At 64.7% G+C, this 16,281-nt stretch carries 16 protein-coding genes and 1 tRNA gene; 7 read left to right on the forward strand and 10 right to left on the reverse strand.

Annotated elements, in window-relative coordinates:
- Positions 1–11 precede the first annotated feature (11 nt).
- The gene (gene trxA / locus OF829_RS10125; RefSeq protein WP_264939889.1) at positions 12–329 is read left to right on the forward strand and encodes a thioredoxin; all 318 of its coding nucleotides are present in this window, start codon (positions 12–14) and stop codon (positions 327–329) included.
- 31 nt (positions 330–360) lie between these two features.
- Here the strand turns inward: trxA and argJ are convergent, their stop codons facing one another.
- Entirely contained in the window at positions 361–1,590 is a 1,230-nt protein-coding gene (gene argJ / locus OF829_RS10130) for a bifunctional glutamate N-acetyltransferase/amino-acid acetyltransferase ArgJ (RefSeq protein WP_264939890.1), read from the reverse strand.
- A 38-nt stretch (positions 1,591–1,628) separates the two neighbouring features.
- Positions 1,629–3,629, reverse strand: a complete 2,001-nt coding sequence (locus tag OF829_RS10135; RefSeq protein ID WP_264939891.1) for a spermine/spermidine synthase domain-containing protein — start codon at positions 3,627–3,629, stop codon at positions 1,629–1,631.
- 153 nt (positions 3,630–3,782) lie between these two features.
- On the opposite strand from OF829_RS10135, the gene OF829_RS10140 reads away from it, so the two are divergent.
- From OF829_RS10140 to secA, 4 genes are all read left to right on the forward strand, one after another.
- The gene (locus OF829_RS10140) at positions 3,783–5,072 is read left to right on the forward strand and encodes an energy transducer TonB (protein WP_264939892.1); all 1,290 of its coding nucleotides are present in this window, start codon (positions 3,783–3,785) and stop codon (positions 5,070–5,072) included.
- Between the two features lie 244 nt (positions 5,073–5,316).
- The gene (locus OF829_RS10145; protein ID WP_264939893.1) at positions 5,317–5,970 is read left to right on the forward strand and encodes a hypothetical protein; all 654 of its coding nucleotides are present in this window, start codon (positions 5,317–5,319) and stop codon (positions 5,968–5,970) included.
- 81 nt (positions 5,971–6,051) lie between these two features.
- Positions 6,052–6,315 (forward strand): hypothetical protein, encoded by a 264-nt coding sequence (locus OF829_RS10150; protein WP_264939894.1) that lies wholly within the window; start codon positions 6,052–6,054, stop codon positions 6,313–6,315.
- Positions 6,316–6,445: 130 nt separating this feature from the next.
- Entirely contained in the window at positions 6,446–9,196 is a 2,751-nt protein-coding gene (secA, locus tag OF829_RS10155; protein ID WP_264939895.1) for a preprotein translocase subunit SecA, read from the forward strand.
- 142 nt (positions 9,197–9,338) lie between these two features.
- Here secA and OF829_RS10160 read toward each other — a convergent pair whose 3' ends face one another.
- The 3 genes from OF829_RS10160 to OF829_RS10170 all read right to left on the reverse strand — a co-directional run bounded on the left by OF829_RS10160 (position 9,339) and on the right by OF829_RS10170 (position 11,568).
- Positions 9,339–9,884 carry a CC0125/CC1285 family lipoprotein gene (locus tag OF829_RS10160; RefSeq protein ID WP_264940185.1) on the reverse strand — a complete coding sequence of 182 codons (546 nt, stop codon included), beginning with the start codon at positions 9,882–9,884 and terminating at the stop codon, positions 9,339–9,341.
- Between the two features lie 155 nt (positions 9,885–10,039).
- Entirely contained in the window at positions 10,040–10,555 is a 516-nt protein-coding gene (locus OF829_RS10165) for a phosphoribosyltransferase (RefSeq protein WP_264939896.1), read from the reverse strand.
- Positions 10,555–11,568: an adenosine deaminase gene (locus OF829_RS10170; protein ID WP_264939897.1), complete on the reverse strand. Its 1,014-nt coding sequence runs from the start codon at positions 11,566–11,568 to the stop codon at positions 10,555–10,557. Before OF829_RS10170 ends, OF829_RS10165 begins: the two co-directional genes overlap by 1 nt.
- A 115-nt stretch (positions 11,569–11,683) precedes the next feature.
- Between OF829_RS10170 and OF829_RS10175 the strand changes: the two genes are divergently transcribed.
- Both OF829_RS10175 and OF829_RS10180 read left to right on the forward strand, forming a co-directional pair.
- The gene (locus OF829_RS10175) at positions 11,684–13,222 is read left to right on the forward strand and encodes a hypothetical protein (protein WP_264939898.1); all 1,539 of its coding nucleotides are present in this window, start codon (positions 11,684–11,686) and stop codon (positions 13,220–13,222) included.
- A gap of 63 nt (positions 13,223–13,285) precedes the next feature.
- Positions 13,286–13,483 carry a KTSC domain-containing protein gene (locus OF829_RS10180; protein WP_264939899.1) on the forward strand — a complete coding sequence of 66 codons (198 nt, stop codon included), beginning with the start codon at positions 13,286–13,288 and terminating at the stop codon, positions 13,481–13,483.
- Here the strand turns inward: OF829_RS10180 and OF829_RS10185 are convergent.
- From OF829_RS10185 to moaA, 5 genes are all read right to left on the reverse strand, one after another.
- On the reverse strand, positions 13,467–13,874 hold the full coding sequence (locus OF829_RS10185; protein WP_264939900.1) for a type II toxin-antitoxin system VapC family toxin: 408 nt from the start codon (positions 13,872–13,874) through the stop codon (positions 13,467–13,469). The genes OF829_RS10180 and OF829_RS10185 overlap by 17 nt on opposite strands.
- Positions 13,871–14,122 (reverse strand): AbrB/MazE/SpoVT family DNA-binding domain-containing protein, encoded by a 252-nt coding sequence (locus OF829_RS10190; RefSeq protein WP_264939901.1) that lies wholly within the window; start codon positions 14,120–14,122, stop codon positions 13,871–13,873. The genes OF829_RS10185 and OF829_RS10190 overlap by 4 nt, the downstream gene beginning before the upstream one ends.
- A 42-nt stretch (positions 14,123–14,164) precedes the next feature.
- Positions 14,165–14,239, reverse strand: a tRNA-Asn gene (locus tag OF829_RS10195).
- Positions 14,240–14,513: 274 nt separating this feature from the next.
- Positions 14,514–15,281, reverse strand: coding sequence for an NAD kinase (locus OF829_RS10200; protein WP_264939902.1), 768 nt, complete (start codon positions 15,279–15,281; stop codon positions 14,514–14,516).
- Positions 15,278–16,276, reverse strand: coding sequence for a GTP 3',8-cyclase MoaA (moaA, locus tag OF829_RS10205; RefSeq protein WP_264939903.1), 999 nt, complete (start codon positions 16,274–16,276; stop codon positions 15,278–15,280). Before moaA ends, OF829_RS10200 begins: the two co-directional genes overlap by 4 nt.
- Positions 16,277–16,281: the final 5 nt, after the last annotated feature.

Here is a 16,281-nt window from a genome sequence, read left to right on the forward strand (position 1 = left end):
GAGATTCTTAGATGACCAAGCTTGTCACCGACGCCAGCTTCCAGGCCGATGTGCTCGATTCCGAAAAGCCGGTGGTGGTCGATTTCTACGCCGAATGGTGCGGGCCGTGCAAAATGATGGCGCCGGGCCTCGCCGAGCTGGCCGAGGAAATGGCCGACGACGTCACCATCGTGAAGATCGACGCCGAGGAAAGCCCTGAGGCCCCGAGCCGCTATGGCGTGCGCGGTTTTCCGACGCTGATCGTGTTCAAGGGCGGCGAGCCCGTCGCGATCCGCCCGGGCGCGATGCGCAAGAGCGAGCTGAAGTCGTGGATCGAGGGGGCGATTTGACCTTCCCTCCCTCTCCCGATGGGAGAGGGACTTAAGACCGATAATCCGCGTTGATCGAGATATAGCCATGGGTCAGGTCGCACGTCCAAATCGTCGCGCGGCCTGATCCGAGGCCCAGATCGATCCCGATCTCGATTTCCGAACCCTTGAGATGCGCCGCGACCGGCGCCTCGTCATAGCCCTCGACCGCAAGGCCGTTCACCGCCACCTGCGTGGTGCCGAAGCGGATCGAGAGGCGGTCGCGCTCGGCGGGTTCGCCGGCCTTGCCCACCGCCATGACGATGCGGCCCCAATTGGCGTCCTCGCCCGCGATCGCGGTCTTTACCAGCGGCGAATTGGCGACCGACAGGCCGATGCGGTGTGCGCTCGCGTCGCTCTCGGCGCCCTCCACTTCGACGGTGATGAACTTGCTCGCGCCCTCGCCGTCGCGGATGACGAGGTGGGCGAGCTGCAGGCACAGGTCCGACAGCGCGGCGCGGAAGGCATCGCCGCCGGGGGAGTTCTGGTCGGTGAGCGGGGCATTGCCCGCCTTGCCGGTCGCGAAGGCGAGCACGGTGTCGCTGGTCGAGGTGTCGCTGTCGACGGTGATGCACGAGAAGCTCGCGCGATTCGCCTCGCCCAGTGCGGCCTTGAGGAACACCGGATCGACCGCCGCATCGGTGAAGATGAAGCCGAGCATCGTCGCCATGTCCGGCGCGATTATGCCGCTGCCCTTGATGATGCCGATCAGGTTGACCGTGCGGCCGTCCACCACCGCGCGCGTCACCGCCGCCTTGGCGAAGGTGTCGGTGGTCATGATCGTTTCGGCCGCCTGCTCCCAGCTGCAGGGTTCGGCGGTGAAGGCGGCGGCGAGCCCCGCTTCGCTCTTGTCGATCGGCAGCGGCACGCCGATCACCCCGGTCGAGGCGAGGAAGACGTCCGAGGGATCGCATCCCAGATGCTGCGCGGTCCTGGCGGCGAGATTCTCCACTGCTGCGCGTCCGCGGTCACCCGTGAACGCATTGGAATTGCCCGCATTCACCACCAGCGCGCGCGCTTGCCCCAGCACCAGTGCCTTGCGGCACCATTCGACCTCGGGCGAGGGGCAGCGGCTCTGGGTGAGCACGCCCGCGACCGTGGTGCCCGGATCGAGCGTCACGAAGGTCAGGTCGCAGCGGTCCCACGTCTTGTAACGCGCACGCGCGATGCGCGGCGTCACCCCGGCGATGGCGGGCAGGTCCGGAAAGCCTTTCGGGGCGAGCGGGGAGCGGGTCGTGGACATGGCGGCGCGGTTGCACGCGGCCCGGCGCTTTGCAAGCGTCAGGCGGTCTTCGCCCTCGGCACCAGCAGGAACGCCGCGAGGTAGAGCAGCCCCGTCAGCAGCAGCAGATTGTTATACCCGGTGAACAGCGCCGCATATTCCAGGCAGCCGCCGACGATCGTCCCGAGCAGGTTGATCGCGAACGCCGCCTGCGAGTCCGATGAATTCTGGAAGCGTTTCGCGAAGGCGACATTGGCGAGATAGATCGGCAGGAACGCCAGCAACGTCGCTGCGATCAGTCGGGGCGCGAAGGGCAGGGGCAGCAGCCATTCGGGCCGGACGATCCAGGCCAGCGCCAGCGATGCGGCGATGCCAGCGAACACCATCGGCAGCGGCGGCGTGCGGAACTTGCGCGTCGTCTCGACCGCGGCCAGCACCACGAGCAGCACCCCGGCAAAGACCAGGGCGTTGACGAACCAGGTCGTGCCGAACAGCAAGGCGAAGGTCGCGACATTCTTGGTTTCGAGCAGCAGGAAGGCCGCCCCCATGAAGAACAGGTCGGCATAGGGGCGCATCGGCCCCAGCGGCCCGCCGAGCGCGCGAACGGTGACCAGCGAGGTCAGCAGGATGCAGATCAGGGTGACCGTATAGAGCAGCGGGAAGGTGCCGCCGCGGAAATAGAGGAAGGGCGCATTGTCGCTCGCGGGGGCGATCACCTGGGGGCTGGAGGGCGTCCAGGCGGTGACGCAATGCTGGTTGGCGGGCGCGAGCGCGACGCTGACCACCGCCTGCGCGCCCGAGAAGGTATCGACGCATGGGGCATGGCCGAACACCGAGGCCGCGGTGCCGGCGAGCCGGTCGATCAGCCAGGGCTCGCGATAATAATTGTACATCGCGAAGGCGCCCTCGGGTTTCAGATGGCGGCGGACCGAGGCCATCGCTTCCTGGGTGAACAGGAAGGATTCGAGCCGGATCTGCGAGGCGCCGCTGACCAATGTCAGCGAATCGGGCAGCGCGAACAGGATCAAATCATATTTGCGGTCGGTGCTTTCGAGGAACGCGCGGCCGTCATTGGTGTGCCGGGTGACGCGGGGGTCGGCATAGGGCCGGTCGATGTTCAGCTCGGCGCCGATCTGGAGGATGCGCGGATCGATATCGACCGCGTCGACCCGCCCCGCGCCATTGCTCAGCGCGATCGCCACGTCCGATCCCGATCCCGCGCCGACGATCAGCACATCCTTCAGCGCGTTGCCGGGCAGGCGGAGATAGGGCGTCTCGTAGATCCGCTCGCCCTGCTCGATCTTCCATTTGGCGGGCGCCATCAGCTGGTGCGGCACGCCATTGGCCTTGATCAGCAGGAAGCCGTCGCCCTTGCCGGCGATCTTCTGGGTGGTGACCTTGTAATAGGGCGACCAGCTGACCCCGGGCTGCATCGTCTCGAAGGTGAGCGTCATGACCAGCGCCACGCCCCAGGCGGCCGAGATCAGCCGCCGCGCCGGAACGGTCAGCAGCAGATAGAGCCCGGCCGCGATCGTCCCCCAGACGACCGAAGGTGCCTGGAGAAAGCTGAGCGCGGTGAAGCCGAGGATGCCGGCGAGCGAGCCGAGCAGGTCGTAGCGATAGGCCGAAAGCGGGCGGAGCTTGCCGAAGCAGCGCCCGACCAGTTCGGCGGGCCCTGCGAGGATCACCGCGGCGAGCACGAAGACGAGCGGGAGCGCAAGCCAGGCGGGCGGGCCGTTCATCTCCAGCGCGGTGAAATAGATCACGTCCGATCCGCTGCGCTCGATGCTCACCGGGAACAGGAAGACCCCGATCACCAGGATCGTCAGCAGCGGCAGCGAAAAGGGCCAGAGCGACCAGCTCTTGCGGCTGACCAGGAACCCCGCCCCGATGCCGAGGAACGAGCCGAGCAGCACGAAATTGGAGAAATAGGAGAGGTGGATGACGTTGGCGCCGAGCCAGCGGATCAGCGCCAGTTCGAGGAACAGCATCAGCGAACTGGAGAGAAGAAGCCGGATGACTGCCGCCCGGTCGTCGGATGCGCCTTCAGCCTGATCCACTGCGTTCCCCCTCTCGATACCCGCGCCCCATGCGCTATCCGGTGATGGTTAGCAAAGTCTTGATGACGCTTGCGAATGCCGCGAGCGCGCGGTTGCGCGGGTCCGCGCACTTTGCGAGACTGTAGTCGCGGCAAAAGGGGGGAGAGGCGCGCAATGATCGTACCGATGATGCTTGCGGTGGCGGCGCCACCGCCGGCCGAGCCGCTGTGGGAATTGGTGCCGCCGGCGCCGCACTACGAGGCGCCCTGTCCGCTGCCCGCCGCGCGATGGAAGCCGCTGTCCGGGGAGGAGAGGCCGTTCTCCCGCGATATCGTCTCTTTCGATGGCGGGCAGCTGTCGTGGAACGGCATGGCGATCAGCGAGACGGATCTGACCATCATCGTGCAGCATGTGGCGTCGCAGCGCTTACGGGCGCCGATCATCCTTTCCGGCGTGGGAGTTGCGTGCGCGAAGCTTCGCCGGATCGCCGCGCTGATCGCGACCGAGGGCGGTTGCACGCCGGCCATTTGCTGGGTCACCTTCAAGGCGCTGCCCCCGCAGCCGCCGATGGTGTCGGTGGCGCCTCCGCCGATGCCCGTGCCGGCGAACGTCCTCCCGCCCCCGCCACCGCCGCGATCCTATGCGCCGCCGCCGCCCCAGGAATCGGGCGGGAACCGGGTAAGGCCGCGCGGCGCGCCGCAGAACTGGGTCACGAACGACGATTATCCCGCCGCCGCACTGCGCGTCGAAGCCTCGGGTCCGGTCGCGTTCCGGCTCGATATCGATGAGGCCGGACGGGTCTTCGCCTGCACGGTGACCAGCTCGTCGGGATGGGACATTCTCGACGCGACCACCTGCGCCCTGCTCAAGCGGCGCGCCCAGTTCGTGCCCGCGACCGACGCGCAGGGGCAGCCGGTCCCGTCGAGCTGGTCCAGCCGGCTGCGCTGGGAGCTGCCCGAAGAGGTGCGCGTGCCGGTCGAATCCTGGGCCTCGACGCTGCGCTTCACGATCAGCCCCAATGGCGAACTCGCCTCGTGCGCCTATCAGGAATATGGCGCGCCGGCGATCGAGGAGCGCTCGCCCTGCGTCGAGATTTCCGAGGTCCCCGTGCCGGCGATGCGCAGGCTGCGCGGGCGGTCGCAGGGGCCCGTGACGATCGTCATCCGCTTCGATCATGCGGTCGCGGGGATGACGATGCCCAAGGTCCCGGCGCTTTCGGCCAGGTTCAAGCCGATCGCCGTCTGGAGCGGCGGCTACACGATCAATCCGTACGGCAACCCCACCAGCTGCACCGGCACGATCGACGACCATGACCTGCCGGTGCCCGCAGTCACCTGCCTCAGCTACACGCATTATCAAGCGCCCGGCCAATCCTATCAGGCGACCACGACGCTCAGCTTCTTCACCGATGGTGATCCGGGTGTCGCGGTGGCGCTGCCGGGGCTGACCGATCTGGGGGATTGAGGTGGCTTTGGGTATCGTTGGCCGGATGATCGGCTGTCTTGCCTTGATCGCGGGCGCCGCGGCTCCGGCCCAGGCGCAGACTGCGAACCGCCCGGCCGGGGCGGGTCCAGCCGTTTGCGGCTTCTCGATTCCGCCAAGGCCCGGTGAAGCGCGGAAGGCGGCCCCCTGCGGTTCGCCGCAGTCATGGTTCGACCCTAAGGATTTCGCGGCCCTCCCGGCCTGGAAGACCGCTTTGGGGAAGACGGTGTTCAGGCTCGATATCGACGCCGCCGGGCAGATCGCGCGCTGCACGATCATCGCCTCGAATGTCGATCCCGCGCTCGATGCGCGGCTCTGCCAGTCGCTGAGCGAGCGCGGGCGATTTCGTCCGGCGCTGAACGCGGAGGGCGCGCCGGTTCCGTCAACCTATATCAGTTCGACGCTCTGGCTGGGGAAGGGCGACCCGGTGCCGCTCGAATCCTGGGCTCGAACCGCGCGTATCGAATTCGACGCCGATGGGCGGCTGGTGGGGTGCGATATCCGCAGCGAAGGCGGCGCATCCGGCGCGCATGTCTTCATGTGCGAAGACCCCTATCGCGGATCGTCGGCGCTCGACGACGCCAGGCATCGCCCGCGCATTTTCGTGCGGCGGATCGAATATCTGGTCGAAGGCCAGCCGCTCACCGTGGCGGGCGAGGCGCCTCCCGGCAGGTTGTTCGCGAAAAGCGTTCAGGGAATGCACATTTCGGCGAAGGGAGAGCCACAAGACTGCGTCCTGCTGGCGGAAGAAGGGGCCACGATCTATCCCCGGCTCTGCGGGCCCGATATGAACTATCGGCCTTTGCCCCGGGGCACCCGCGCGCCCCTGGGCCTGATGCGGGTCGAGACGATCTGGGAAGTTCCGGCAGGCGCGCAATAGGGCTCGCGCCCTTTTTCGATTGGCGAAGCCGGATCGAGTCACTATGTCCCGCGTCTGTTGCGCTTAATTCCGGATTGTCGCTTGGAACTGCTTCTCCTCCTAACCGCGCTGTTCGCCAGCCTGACCGGGTCCGCTTCGGGCGACCAGGCGGCAGTGCGCGGGGTGCAGGGCGTTGCGGTGATCCGGGCGGCCGAAGTCGCGCAGGCGGCGGTCCAGCCCGCGCGTGCGGCCTTGCCGCGGGCGGTGCTTCCGGCACGCGTGCGCCCGGCCGTGCAGCGCTGGTTCGCGGTTCTGCCGGCGCCCATCTATTCGCTGCGCCTCGTCTTCGAGCGCCGGCTCGAATGAGCTGCTGACGGCGTCCCCAAGGGCCGCCGTTTTCCGATTTCGTGCCGCCCATGTGCGGCACCAGCGCGGGCGCGGGACCGTTCAGGCGGGCGCACGCATCGATCCATTTCAGATACGACAGGAAACGCACATGCTCGGCGCCATCGCCAAGACCCTCTTCGGCTCCTCGAACGATCGCTATGTGCGCTCGCTCCATTCGACCGTGGCCAAGATCAACGGCTTCGAAAACACCATTTCGGCGATGACCGACGACGAGCTTGCGGGCCAGACCGCCAAGTTCCGCGAGCGGCTCGCAAACGGCGAGAAGCTCGACGCGCTGATCCCCGAGGCGTTCGCCACGGTGCGCGAGGCGGCCAAGCGCACGCTCGGCCAGCGGCATTACGACGTGCAGATGATCGGCGGCATCGTCCTCCATCGCGGCGAGATCGCCGAGATGCGCACGGGCGAGGGCAAGACGCTGGTCGCGACGCTCGCCTGCTATCTGAACGCACTGCCGGGCGAGGGCGTCCATGTCGTCACCGTCAACGACTATCTCGCCCGCCGCGACGCCGAGTGGATGGGGCAGGTCTACAAGTTCCTCGGGCTCACCGTGGGCGTGATCGTCCCCAACCTCTCCGATCAGGAGCGGCGCGACGCCTATCATTCGGACATCACCTACGGCACGAACAACGAGTTCGGGTTCGACTATCTGCGCGACAATATGAAGTATGACCGCGCCTCGATGGTGCAGCGCGCCTTCAACTTCGCGATCGTCGACGAGGTCGATTCGATCCTGATCGACGAGGCGCGCACCCCGCTGATCATCTCAGGCCCCACCGACGACAAGTCCGAACTCTATATGCGCGTCGATGCGATCGTGAAGCAGTTCGTCCCCGAGGATTACGAGAAGGACGAGAAGCAGCGCACGATCATCCTCACCGAAGACGGCACCGAGCGCGCCGAGCGGATGCTCGAGGATGCCGGGGTGCTGGTCGGCGCCAATCTGTACGACTTCGAGAACACCCAGGTGGTCCACCACCTCAATCAGGCGCTGCGCGCGAACGTGATGTTCAAGCGCGACACCGATTACATCGTCAAGGACGGCAAGGTCATCATCATCGACGAGTTCACCGGCCGCATGATGGACGGGCGGCGCTGGTCGGACGGTCTGCACCAGGCGGTCGAGGCCAAGGAAGGCGTCGAGATCGAGCCCGAGAACCAGACCATGGCCTCGATCACGTTCCAGAATTATTTCCGCATGTACCCCAAGCTCTCGGGCATGACCGGCACCGCCGCGACCGAGGCGGCGGAATTCTACGACATCTACAAGATGAACGTGGTGACGATCCCCACCAACCTGCCCGTCAAGCGCGTCGACGAGGAGGACGAGTTCTACAAGGACACGCAGGACAAGTTCGCGGCGATCGCCAAGAAGATCAAGGAGCACTCGCTCAAGGGCCAGCCGGTGCTGGTCGGCACCGTCTCGATCGAGAAGTCCGAGCTGCTCAGCGAGTTCCTCCGCAAGGAAGGCGTCAAGCACGAGGTGCTCAACGCGCGCTTCCACGAGCAGGAGGCGCATATCGTCGCGCAGGCGGGCCGGCTCGGCGTCGTCACCGTTTCGACCAACATGGCGGGCCGCGGCACCGACATCCAGCTCGGCGGCAATGTCGAATTCCGCATCGGCGACGAGCTGGGCGACATGGAGCCTGGCCCCGCCCGCGATGCCGCGATCGAGAAGATCAAGGCCGAGGTCGCCGCCGAGAAGGAGCAGGTGATCGCCGCGGGCGGCCTCTTCGTGCTCGGCACCGAGCGCCACGAGAGCCGCCGCATCGACAACCAGCTGCGCGGCCGTTCGGGCCGCCAGGGCGACCCGGGCCTCAGCCGTTTCTACCTCTCGCTCGACGACGATCTGCTGCGCATCTTCGGCTCGAACACTTTGTTCGCCCGCATGATGCGCTCGAACATCGGCGATGGCGAGGCGATCGGCTCGAAGTGGCTCACCAAGGCGATCGAGACCGCGCAGAAGAAGGTCGAGGCGCGCAACTACGACATCCGCAAGCAGGTCGTCGAGTATGACGACGTCATGAACGACCAGCGCAAGGTGATCTACGAGCAGCGCGCCGACATCATGGACGCGAACACCGTCGGCGATGTCGTCGCGGACATGCGCGCCGAAACCGTGAACGCGCTGGTCGGCGAGGCCTGTCCGCCCAACTCCTATCCCGAGCAATGGGATGTCGAGACGCTCCACGCGAACGTGCTTGAGGCGCTCGGCATCGACGCGCCGATCGCCGAGTGGATCAAGGCCGAGGAGGCGATCGAGCCCGAGACGCTCGAGGAGCGCCTCAACGAGGCCGCGACCGCGCTGATCGAGGACAAGGCCAACGAACTCGATGCCGAGACCTGGACCCAGATCGAGAAGTCGATCCTGCTCCAGAATCTCGACACGCACTGGAAGGACCATCTCGCGATGCTCGATGCGCTGCGCCAGGTGATCCACCTGCGCGCCTATGCGCAGAAGACCCCGCTCAACGAATATAAGCACGAGGCGTTCGCGCTGTTCGAGCGGATGCTGTCGCAAATCCGCGAGGGCGTGACCAAGACGCTGGCGCACGCCCAGTTCCGCTACCAGCCCGGGCCCGAACTGCCCGAGCTGCCGGACTTCCTGACCACGCATATCGATCCGTTCACCGGCGACGACGATACGCGCGATTGGGACCTGAGTTCGCTCGGCAACCCCTCGACCCAGTTCGCGCCGCTCCAGGTGCCTGAACTGGGCGCGGCCGATCTCGGCATGGATCCGGCCGAATGGGAGGGCAAGGTGAGCCGCAACGCGACCTGCCCGTGCGGTTCGGGCCGCAAGTACAAGCACTGCCACGGCGCGCTGACCGGCGCGGAGTGATCTAGCTTAATCCTCCCCCGGAGGGGGAGGGGACCGCGAAGCGGTGGAGGGGTAATCTCCACAAGCGAGCCGATCGCTTGTGGAGACTACCCCTCCGTCATGCTGCGCATGCCACCTCCCCCTCCGGGGGAGGAATTTGGATTCACTTCTCCTTCGGCAACACGATCCCCGGCCCGAGTCGCTCGACCACCTCGCGCGCATCGAACGCCCGCACGTTTCCGGTCGGCTTCGGCCCCTTGCCCACGACGATCTCGGCCATCGCCTCATAGCGGTTGATCGTGCGGACATCGAAGTCGCGGTCGAAGGGATCGTCGAAGAACGGGTCCCAGCTGCGCCAGCCGAAGCGCGGGCGGTACCAGCGCCAATAGGGCCGCCACGAGCCGAATCCGCCCCCAAAGCGGCTGCCCCAGCGGCTGTCGACATAGGTTTCGGTGCGCGTCTCGGTATCGCGGCTGACCAGCACGAAATGGTCGAAGCCATGCTGGAGCGTCAGCTCGGCGGCGCGATAGAGGAGGTAGCGCTCCACCGTCTCGCGCGAGGTGAGGCTGTTGCCCGCGAAGCTGACGCGGAAATGATCGCCATCGACCTGTTCGTCCCAATAGCCGGTGCGATACTGACCGGCACCGACCGCGGGCTGATAGGGGGTGGGCGTGGCGCACGAAGCGAGCGCGACGCTGCCCATGAGCATCACGGCCAATGCGGCGAGGCGTGGACGCCTAAACGATTGTCTCGGCATGATTTCCTCCAATTCTATGCACGCGCGAACGCATGCGCCGTGCTTTGGCTCCGTACTCTTTTCATCGCCGCCGCTCGCTGCCTATCCGTAATTGCCCGGGTGAGCGATCAGGCGATCCGTTCAGGCACTTCCATCGCGTCCTCGGTCAGCGCCTCTTGCGGCGCCATCGCCTCCCAGGGGAAGACGAACCAGTCCTTCTGCACCGCGCGGTCGATGACCCTGAAACCATATTCGACTTTTTGCGACGATCGGATGTTGTCCATCAGCACCGCGAAACGGACCCGCTCCATCACCGCGCCATGCGCGGCCAGTGCGACGCGCAGTTCGCCGATCGTCTTGCCGCTGTCGTTGATATCCTCGATGAACAGCAGTCGGTCGCCGGCGCGGGTGCGCTCTGCGAGATGGACGATCAGTTCGTCGCCGAACTGGGCGATCTTCGTCGAATAGTCGACCGACACCATCGACAGTCCCATGCGGTGCGACAGGAACACCGCCGGCGTCAGCCCGCCGCGCCCGACCCCGACCAGCAGCGAGGGGTTCCACTCGGCCGAGGCCTCGGCGATCGCATGGACGCCCGCGACCATCTCTTCATGCGTGAAGGGGGTGAAGACTATATCGGCCATCAGTTCGCCTCAACATAGGCATCGAGCCGTTCGAGATGCGCCGTGACCGCCTCGTCGGGCAGGAACGAGCCGAGGAACGAGTTGCGCGCGAGCGTGACGACTTCGTCGCGCCCGAGCCCGCGGCCCCGCGCGATCGCCCGGTAATTCTCGCCGACATAGCCGCCGAAATAGGCCGGATCGTCCGAATTGACCGTCGCGCGCAGCCCCTTGCGCAGCATCTCGTCGATCGGATGGACCTCGATTGAGGCGACGTTGCACAATTTGACGTTCGAGAGCGGGCAGACGGTGAGCGTCATGCCGCTGCGCGCCAGCTTGGTCACCAGCGCCGGGTCCTCGAGGCTGCGGTTGCCGTGATCGAGCCGGTCGATATGGAGCAGGTCGAGCGCTTCATGGACATATTCGGGCGGCCCTTCTTCGCCGGCATGGGCGACGCGCTTGAGCCCCATCGCGGCGGCGGCGGCGAAGACGCGTTCGAACTTGGAGGGCGGATGGCCGATCTCGGACGAATCGAGCCCGACACCCGTGATCTGCTCGATCCAGGGATGCGCCTGCTCGAGCGTGCGGAAGGCATCCTCCTCGTCGAGATGGCGCAGGAAGCACAGGATCAGCTTCGAGGTGAGCCCGTGCTTCGCTTCCGCTTCCGCCATCCCGGCGAGCAGCCCGTTGGCGGCCACGCCGAAGGGAATGCCGCGATGCGTGTGCGTCTGCGGATCGAAGAAGATCTCGGCATGGACCACCCCGTCGGCCGCGGCCCGGTCGAAATAGGCCATCGCCATGTCGCGGAAATCCTCCTCGGTCTGGAGGACGCTGGCGCCGGCATAGTAGATGTCGAGAAAGTCCTGCAGGTTCGAGAATTCATACGCCGCGCGCACCTCCTCGACCGAGCCGAACGGAATCTCCACCCCGTTGCGCCGCGCGAATTCGAACATCTGCTCGGGCTCGAGGCTGCCCTCGATATGAAGGTGGAGCTCGGCCTTGGGCAGGCCGGTAATGAAAGCATCGAGATCGCTCATGCGGCGAGCATCGCAGGGGCGGGGGAGAGTCGCAAGCGGGAGCGTGCCAGGCGCTACAGTTGGACCGGGCATTGCGAAATTCCACGCATTGGAGGACAAGCTTCAGAAGAAGAGGATGAAAAGTTTGGGCCGAGCGCCAGGGAAATCTGATCGAACCAATGTGGATGGGCCGACCGCACTCGATTGGCTTGAAGCCGCCTACAGTAATCTTGAAGGTGTTGTCAGCGATGAAGCTGAGCGGGCCAGAACAATTTTGGCAGCGGTAATTTCGGTAGTAGAGCGACTCACCGCCTCTGATTCCAAGCAGATGAGCATTCTTAGAACAGCGGCTGTCGATCTGGAGGCTGTACCGCTCGAAGAATTTCGTTCGATCTCGCCGTCGATGTACTACAGTAAATACCTGAATAAGAAGATGGGGATAACCTTCAAAGATGAGATTCAGGGTATTCAGCAATTGATATCACAACTTGGATCTGCTGCGTCCCCAACAGAAGCCTCTTGGAACAAGGCGAGTTTAAGAAAGGTCGCGGAGCGCACGAGAAGAACGGATCTTCGGACATACTTGTTGCTATTTGAGACAAGGGATTTTGTTCGCACGTCGAAATTGGTTGGAGGAAGCGACGACGGTATCTGGCGTATCATGCGAACTATTCAGGGTTCAGCCGGTATCCGGTTGTTCGAAGATCTGCAAAGTTTGAAATTTAGCAAGGCTGGAGAGGTATTTGCTTCGGTTGCGAGTGAGGTACTTGATCAGAAACCCGCGCCTCCGCTGCCCATTGCGCAAGCCGCGAGAATGGTTCGGGCTGTTACCCCGGCTCAGCGCGTCGGCCCGGTCCAGTTCGAAATTGCAGATGGGGTCCTAAAAGTTGCGCACACTGAAAGTGCGACGGCGCAAGGAGACGAAAACGCGGCGGAAGCGGCGCGGATTGCACTTGTCGAAGGTGGTCAGCGACTGCTTGGCGAATTAAGAAGCTCAAACTGCGACCGTCGCGTCGTGGAGACGATCGAAGCAATCCAAGAAAAATTGGAAAATAAGAAAGATGTCATACAGCTTGGTGTGATGAACATCGGCTGCGAAGCAATGCGGGTAACATTTTCAGATGAGTTACCGGCCGCAGTTGCCGCGATGCTTAAAGGTTACTCGGACGGAATCAAAATGTATGTAGGCCAGTTTCCGGAATGGGCGCGGTTTGTAGAAAATGCCGCCGCGATTGATTTAGCGCCGGGAGATATCGAATTAGTGCACACTGCGGCTGCCAAACTTATCGCCGATTTGAAGCTATCAAGAAAGGTGGACGCTGAAGTTCCAAAAACACTCGCAGCGCTTAACGGCCTAATTGCTAACGTCGCTAGCGCGGGTCAGCGTGCGTTCTTCGCGGTGCTTCGAACGTTGGAGAACCTTGTCTCAAAGGTTTTTCAGCACGGCGCAAACATATTGGAATCAATAGCTGAAGGCATTGCGGAGGGAGCAAAAAAGGGCGCGTCCGAGGCGACGCACAAGATTGTGAAATGGGGCTTGCTGGCATTGGCTCTCAGAATTGCCGTGGAAATTAACCCGGTCGCTGGAAAAATTCCGGATATGGGATGGCTGCCCAATGCAGTCGAGGCAGTGAAAAAAGCCCTCGAACCTTTTGGGGTAGAGATGTTTGACTAGGTGGATCGCAGAGACGGGGAGTCGCTAGCGGGAGCGTGTGAGACGCGTGTGCGTTCTGCGCGCATGCCCTCCACCGTGATCCGCGCCTTTAGCTACGACCCCGCCGAGCACCGGCTCGACGTCGAGTTCGTGACGGGCAAGCGCTACAGTTATCACGACGTGCCGGAGCCCGTGGCGCAGGGGATGCGCGAGGCCTTCTCGAAGGGCAGCTATTTCAACCGCAGGATCCGCGATCACTTTGCCTTCACGAAGCGGCGGTGAGGAGATGGACCGATCCGTCCTGGTTCGTGATGATTTGAGCGGCTCGCTTGTCGAAGGTCACGAATGTCTCGCCGCCCAGCCAGCGACCTTCGTACGCAATCACCCCGTCGGCGAAATCGCCGCCTGCTTCCAGCATCGCGAGGCCGGCCTCGACTGCATCGCGATCGATCGCGACGTTCTCGGAATCGGCGAGGAGCCGCAAAGAGACAGCCAGTTGATGAGGCGTGAAACCGTAGGCGGCTTTCAAGACCCAGCAAAATTCGCATAGGGCAGGCAAGGTTACGGCAACGATTTCGGCCGTCGCCATCGCGCTTCGGGCACCTTCAGCCTGCTCGGGGTCGTCTCCGGTGGCGGCACGGACCAGGACATTGGTATCGGCTGTAATCCTCACAGTTCGCCGGCCCAGCCCTTCGCGATGATCTCATTCATCTCTTCAATGGAAACGGGCTTGCCTCTGTGGCTTTTCAAGGAACCGAAAAAATCCTCAATCCTACCCGTTGGCCTTGTCGCCCTGATCCGCAGTTCACCGCCGGGCAACTCAACGACTTCGATCTGCTCGCCTGGCCGCACGCCGAGATGTTGCAGCAAGTCCTTGCGCAGCGTGACCTGACCCTTCGACGTGACGGTGAGCCTGCTCATGGCGCGGAAGGTAAGGCATTTTAGCCTTACAGTCAAAGGAAGTGGCTCCCCGGGCCTGATTCGAACAGGCGACCATTCGATTAACAGTCGAACGCTCTACCGCTGAGCTACCGGGGAATACCGTCTTCATGGGCGGCGGGGCCGCTTGCGGAGGCGCGCCTATAGCAGCGGGTTTTCGGATATTGCAAGCGCTTGTCGCCCGGTCGGGCTTGCAAAGTAGGATTTGGCTTGCTCGGGTGTCCGTCCGCCGGAGCATCGGCCGCTCTTTGAAAACAGGGTATGGCGCCCGATTTCACGCCGATCCGCTAAGCTATTGATTTTACTTAATCGATGCACGCGCAAAAACGCGTGTCTGGCCTAACTTTCCTAACCTTTGAATATGCCGCGCAAATCAGGCGACGAACTGCTCCAGCGTGATCCGGTCGTCGAGCGCGTGCTCGGGGTCGAAGAGCAGGGTCAGGTCGCGCGAGGGATCGATCGTCACATCGACCCGCTCGACCTCGCGGACCTCGCGCTGGTCGCCCACCGCGCTGACGGGGCGCTTGTCGGCTTCGAGGATGCGGATGCCGATCCGCGCCTTGTCGGGCAGGATCGCCCCGCTCCAGCGCCGCGGGCGGAAGGGGCTGATCGGGGTGACCGCGAGCATGCCCGATCCGAGCGGCAGGATCGGGCCCTGGACCGAGAGATTATAGGCGGTCGATCCCGCGGGGGTGGCGACGAGCATGCCGTCGCAGACCAGTTCGGGCAGGACGATGCGGTCGTTGACGCTGATCTCGAGCTTGGCGGTCTGGCGGGTTTCGCGCAGCAGCGAGACTTCGTTGATCGCGGGAAGCTCGAGATGCTCGCCATGGATGGTCACCGCGACCATCTTGAGCGGCGAGACGCGGAAGGGCTTGGCGCGGGCGAGGCGGTCTTCGAGCCCCTCGAGCCGCCACTCGTTCATCAGGAACCCGACCGTGCCGAGGTTCATCCCGAACACGGGCAGGATGCGGCGCGCCTCGAGCATCGTGTGGAGCGTCTGGAGCAGGAAGCCGTCGCCGCCCAATGCGACCACGATCTCGGCCTCCTCGATCGGGACCCAATCGTAATTGGCGCGCAGCTCTTCCTCTGCCGCCTGTGCGGGCGGGGTAGGCGAGGCGACGAGCGCACGCAGGGTCATCCGCCGGTGACGCTCATGTGGCGCGCGACCGCGGGGGCGGCGCCCGGTGCGATACGGAAGTCATGGCGGGCGGGCTTGAGCGCGAGCGCCTCTTCGATCCGTGCGTCGACCTCGGCGAGGCCGCCGGCGCGGATCGCGGCCTTGAGATCGACCGAATCCTCATGGCCGAGGCACATATGGAGCTTGCCGTCGGTCGAGAGGCGGACGCGGTTGCAGGTCGCGCAGAAGTTGGCGGTGAGGGGCGAGATCAGGCCGAGCCGGCTGTCCGTGCCTTCGATGCGCCAATAGCGCGCGGGGCCGCCGGTGGTGTGGCTGTCGGGGGTGAGCGCGAACCGGGTGCGCAGATCGGCCATCACCTCGGTGAGCGGCAGGAAGCGGTCGGCGCGGTCCTCGTCGATCGCGCCCAGCGGCATCGTCTCGATCAGGGTGAGGTCCATGCCCTCGGCGGACGTCCAGGCGAGCATCGGGGCGATCTCGGCCTGGTTGAGGCCCTTGAGCGCGACCATGTTGATCTTGACCGCGAGTCCCGCGGCCTTCGCGGCGGCGATGCCGTCCAGCACGCGCGTCACATCGCCGTGGCGGGTGATGTAGCGGAAAGTGTCGGGGTCGCGGCTGTCGAGGCTGACATTGATGCGCCGCACCCCCGCGTCGAACAGGGCCTCGGCATGCTCGGCAAGGCGGGTGCCGTTGGTGGTGAGGGTGAGCTCGTCGAGCCCCGATCCGATCTTGCCGCCCAGCCGGCGCGCGAGATCGATCATGTCGCGGCGGACGAGCGGCTCGCCCCCGGTCAGGCGGATCTTGCGGACGCCGCGCGCGATGAAGCGCTCGGCGATCAGCGCCATCTCCTCGAGACTGAGCACCGCACTGCGCGGCATGAAGCTCATCGCCTCGGACATGCAGTAGCGGCAGCGCAGGTCGCAGCGGTCGGTCACCGAAATGCGCAGATAGGAAATCGTGCGGCCTTCACGGTCGATCAGGGCGGGGGCGCAGGCCATGACAG

Origin of the sequence: Sphingomonas caeni (assembly GCF_026013415.1) — a bacterium.
In the GTDB taxonomy this organism is placed as follows: domain Bacteria; phylum Pseudomonadota; class Alphaproteobacteria; order Sphingomonadales; family Sphingomonadaceae; genus Sphingomonas; species Sphingomonas caeni.

Excerpts from the sequence above, each read along its gene's own strand:
- trxA (WP_264939889.1), top strand. The coding sequence starts at position 12 with ATGACCAAGCTTGTCACCGACGCCAGCTTCCAGGCCGATGTGCTCGAT.
- argJ (WP_264939890.1), bottom strand. The coding sequence starts at position 1,590 with ATGTCCACGACCCGCTCCCCGCTCGCCCCGAAAGGCTTTCCGGACCTG.
- OF829_RS10140 (WP_264939892.1), top strand. The coding sequence starts at position 3,783 with ATGATCGTACCGATGATGCTTGCGGTGGCGGCGCCACCGCCGGCCGAG.
- secA (WP_264939895.1), top strand. The coding sequence starts at position 6,446 with ATGCTCGGCGCCATCGCCAAGACCCTCTTCGGCTCCTCGAACGATCGC.
- OF829_RS10160 (WP_264940185.1), bottom strand. The coding sequence starts at position 9,884 with ATGCTCATGGGCAGCGTCGCGCTCGCTTCGTGCGCCACGCCCACCCCC.
- OF829_RS10165 (WP_264939896.1), bottom strand. The coding sequence starts at position 10,555 with ATGGCCGATATAGTCTTCACCCCCTTCACGCATGAAGAGATGGTCGCG.
- OF829_RS10170 (WP_264939897.1), bottom strand. The coding sequence starts at position 11,568 with ATGAGCGATCTCGATGCTTTCATTACCGGCCTGCCCAAGGCCGAGCTC.
- OF829_RS10175 (WP_264939898.1), top strand. The coding sequence starts at position 11,684 with ATGAAAAGTTTGGGCCGAGCGCCAGGGAAATCTGATCGAACCAATGTG.
- OF829_RS10180 (WP_264939899.1), top strand. The coding sequence starts at position 13,286 with ATGCCCTCCACCGTGATCCGCGCCTTTAGCTACGACCCCGCCGAGCAC.
- OF829_RS10190 (WP_264939901.1), bottom strand. The coding sequence starts at position 14,122 with ATGAGCAGGCTCACCGTCACGTCGAAGGGTCAGGTCACGCTGCGCAAG.
- OF829_RS10200 (WP_264939902.1), bottom strand. The coding sequence starts at position 15,281 with ATGACCCTGCGTGCGCTCGTCGCCTCGCCTACCCCGCCCGCACAGGCG.
- moaA (WP_264939903.1), bottom strand. The coding sequence starts at position 16,276 with ATGGCCTGCGCCCCCGCCCTGATCGACCGTGAAGGCCGCACGATTTCC.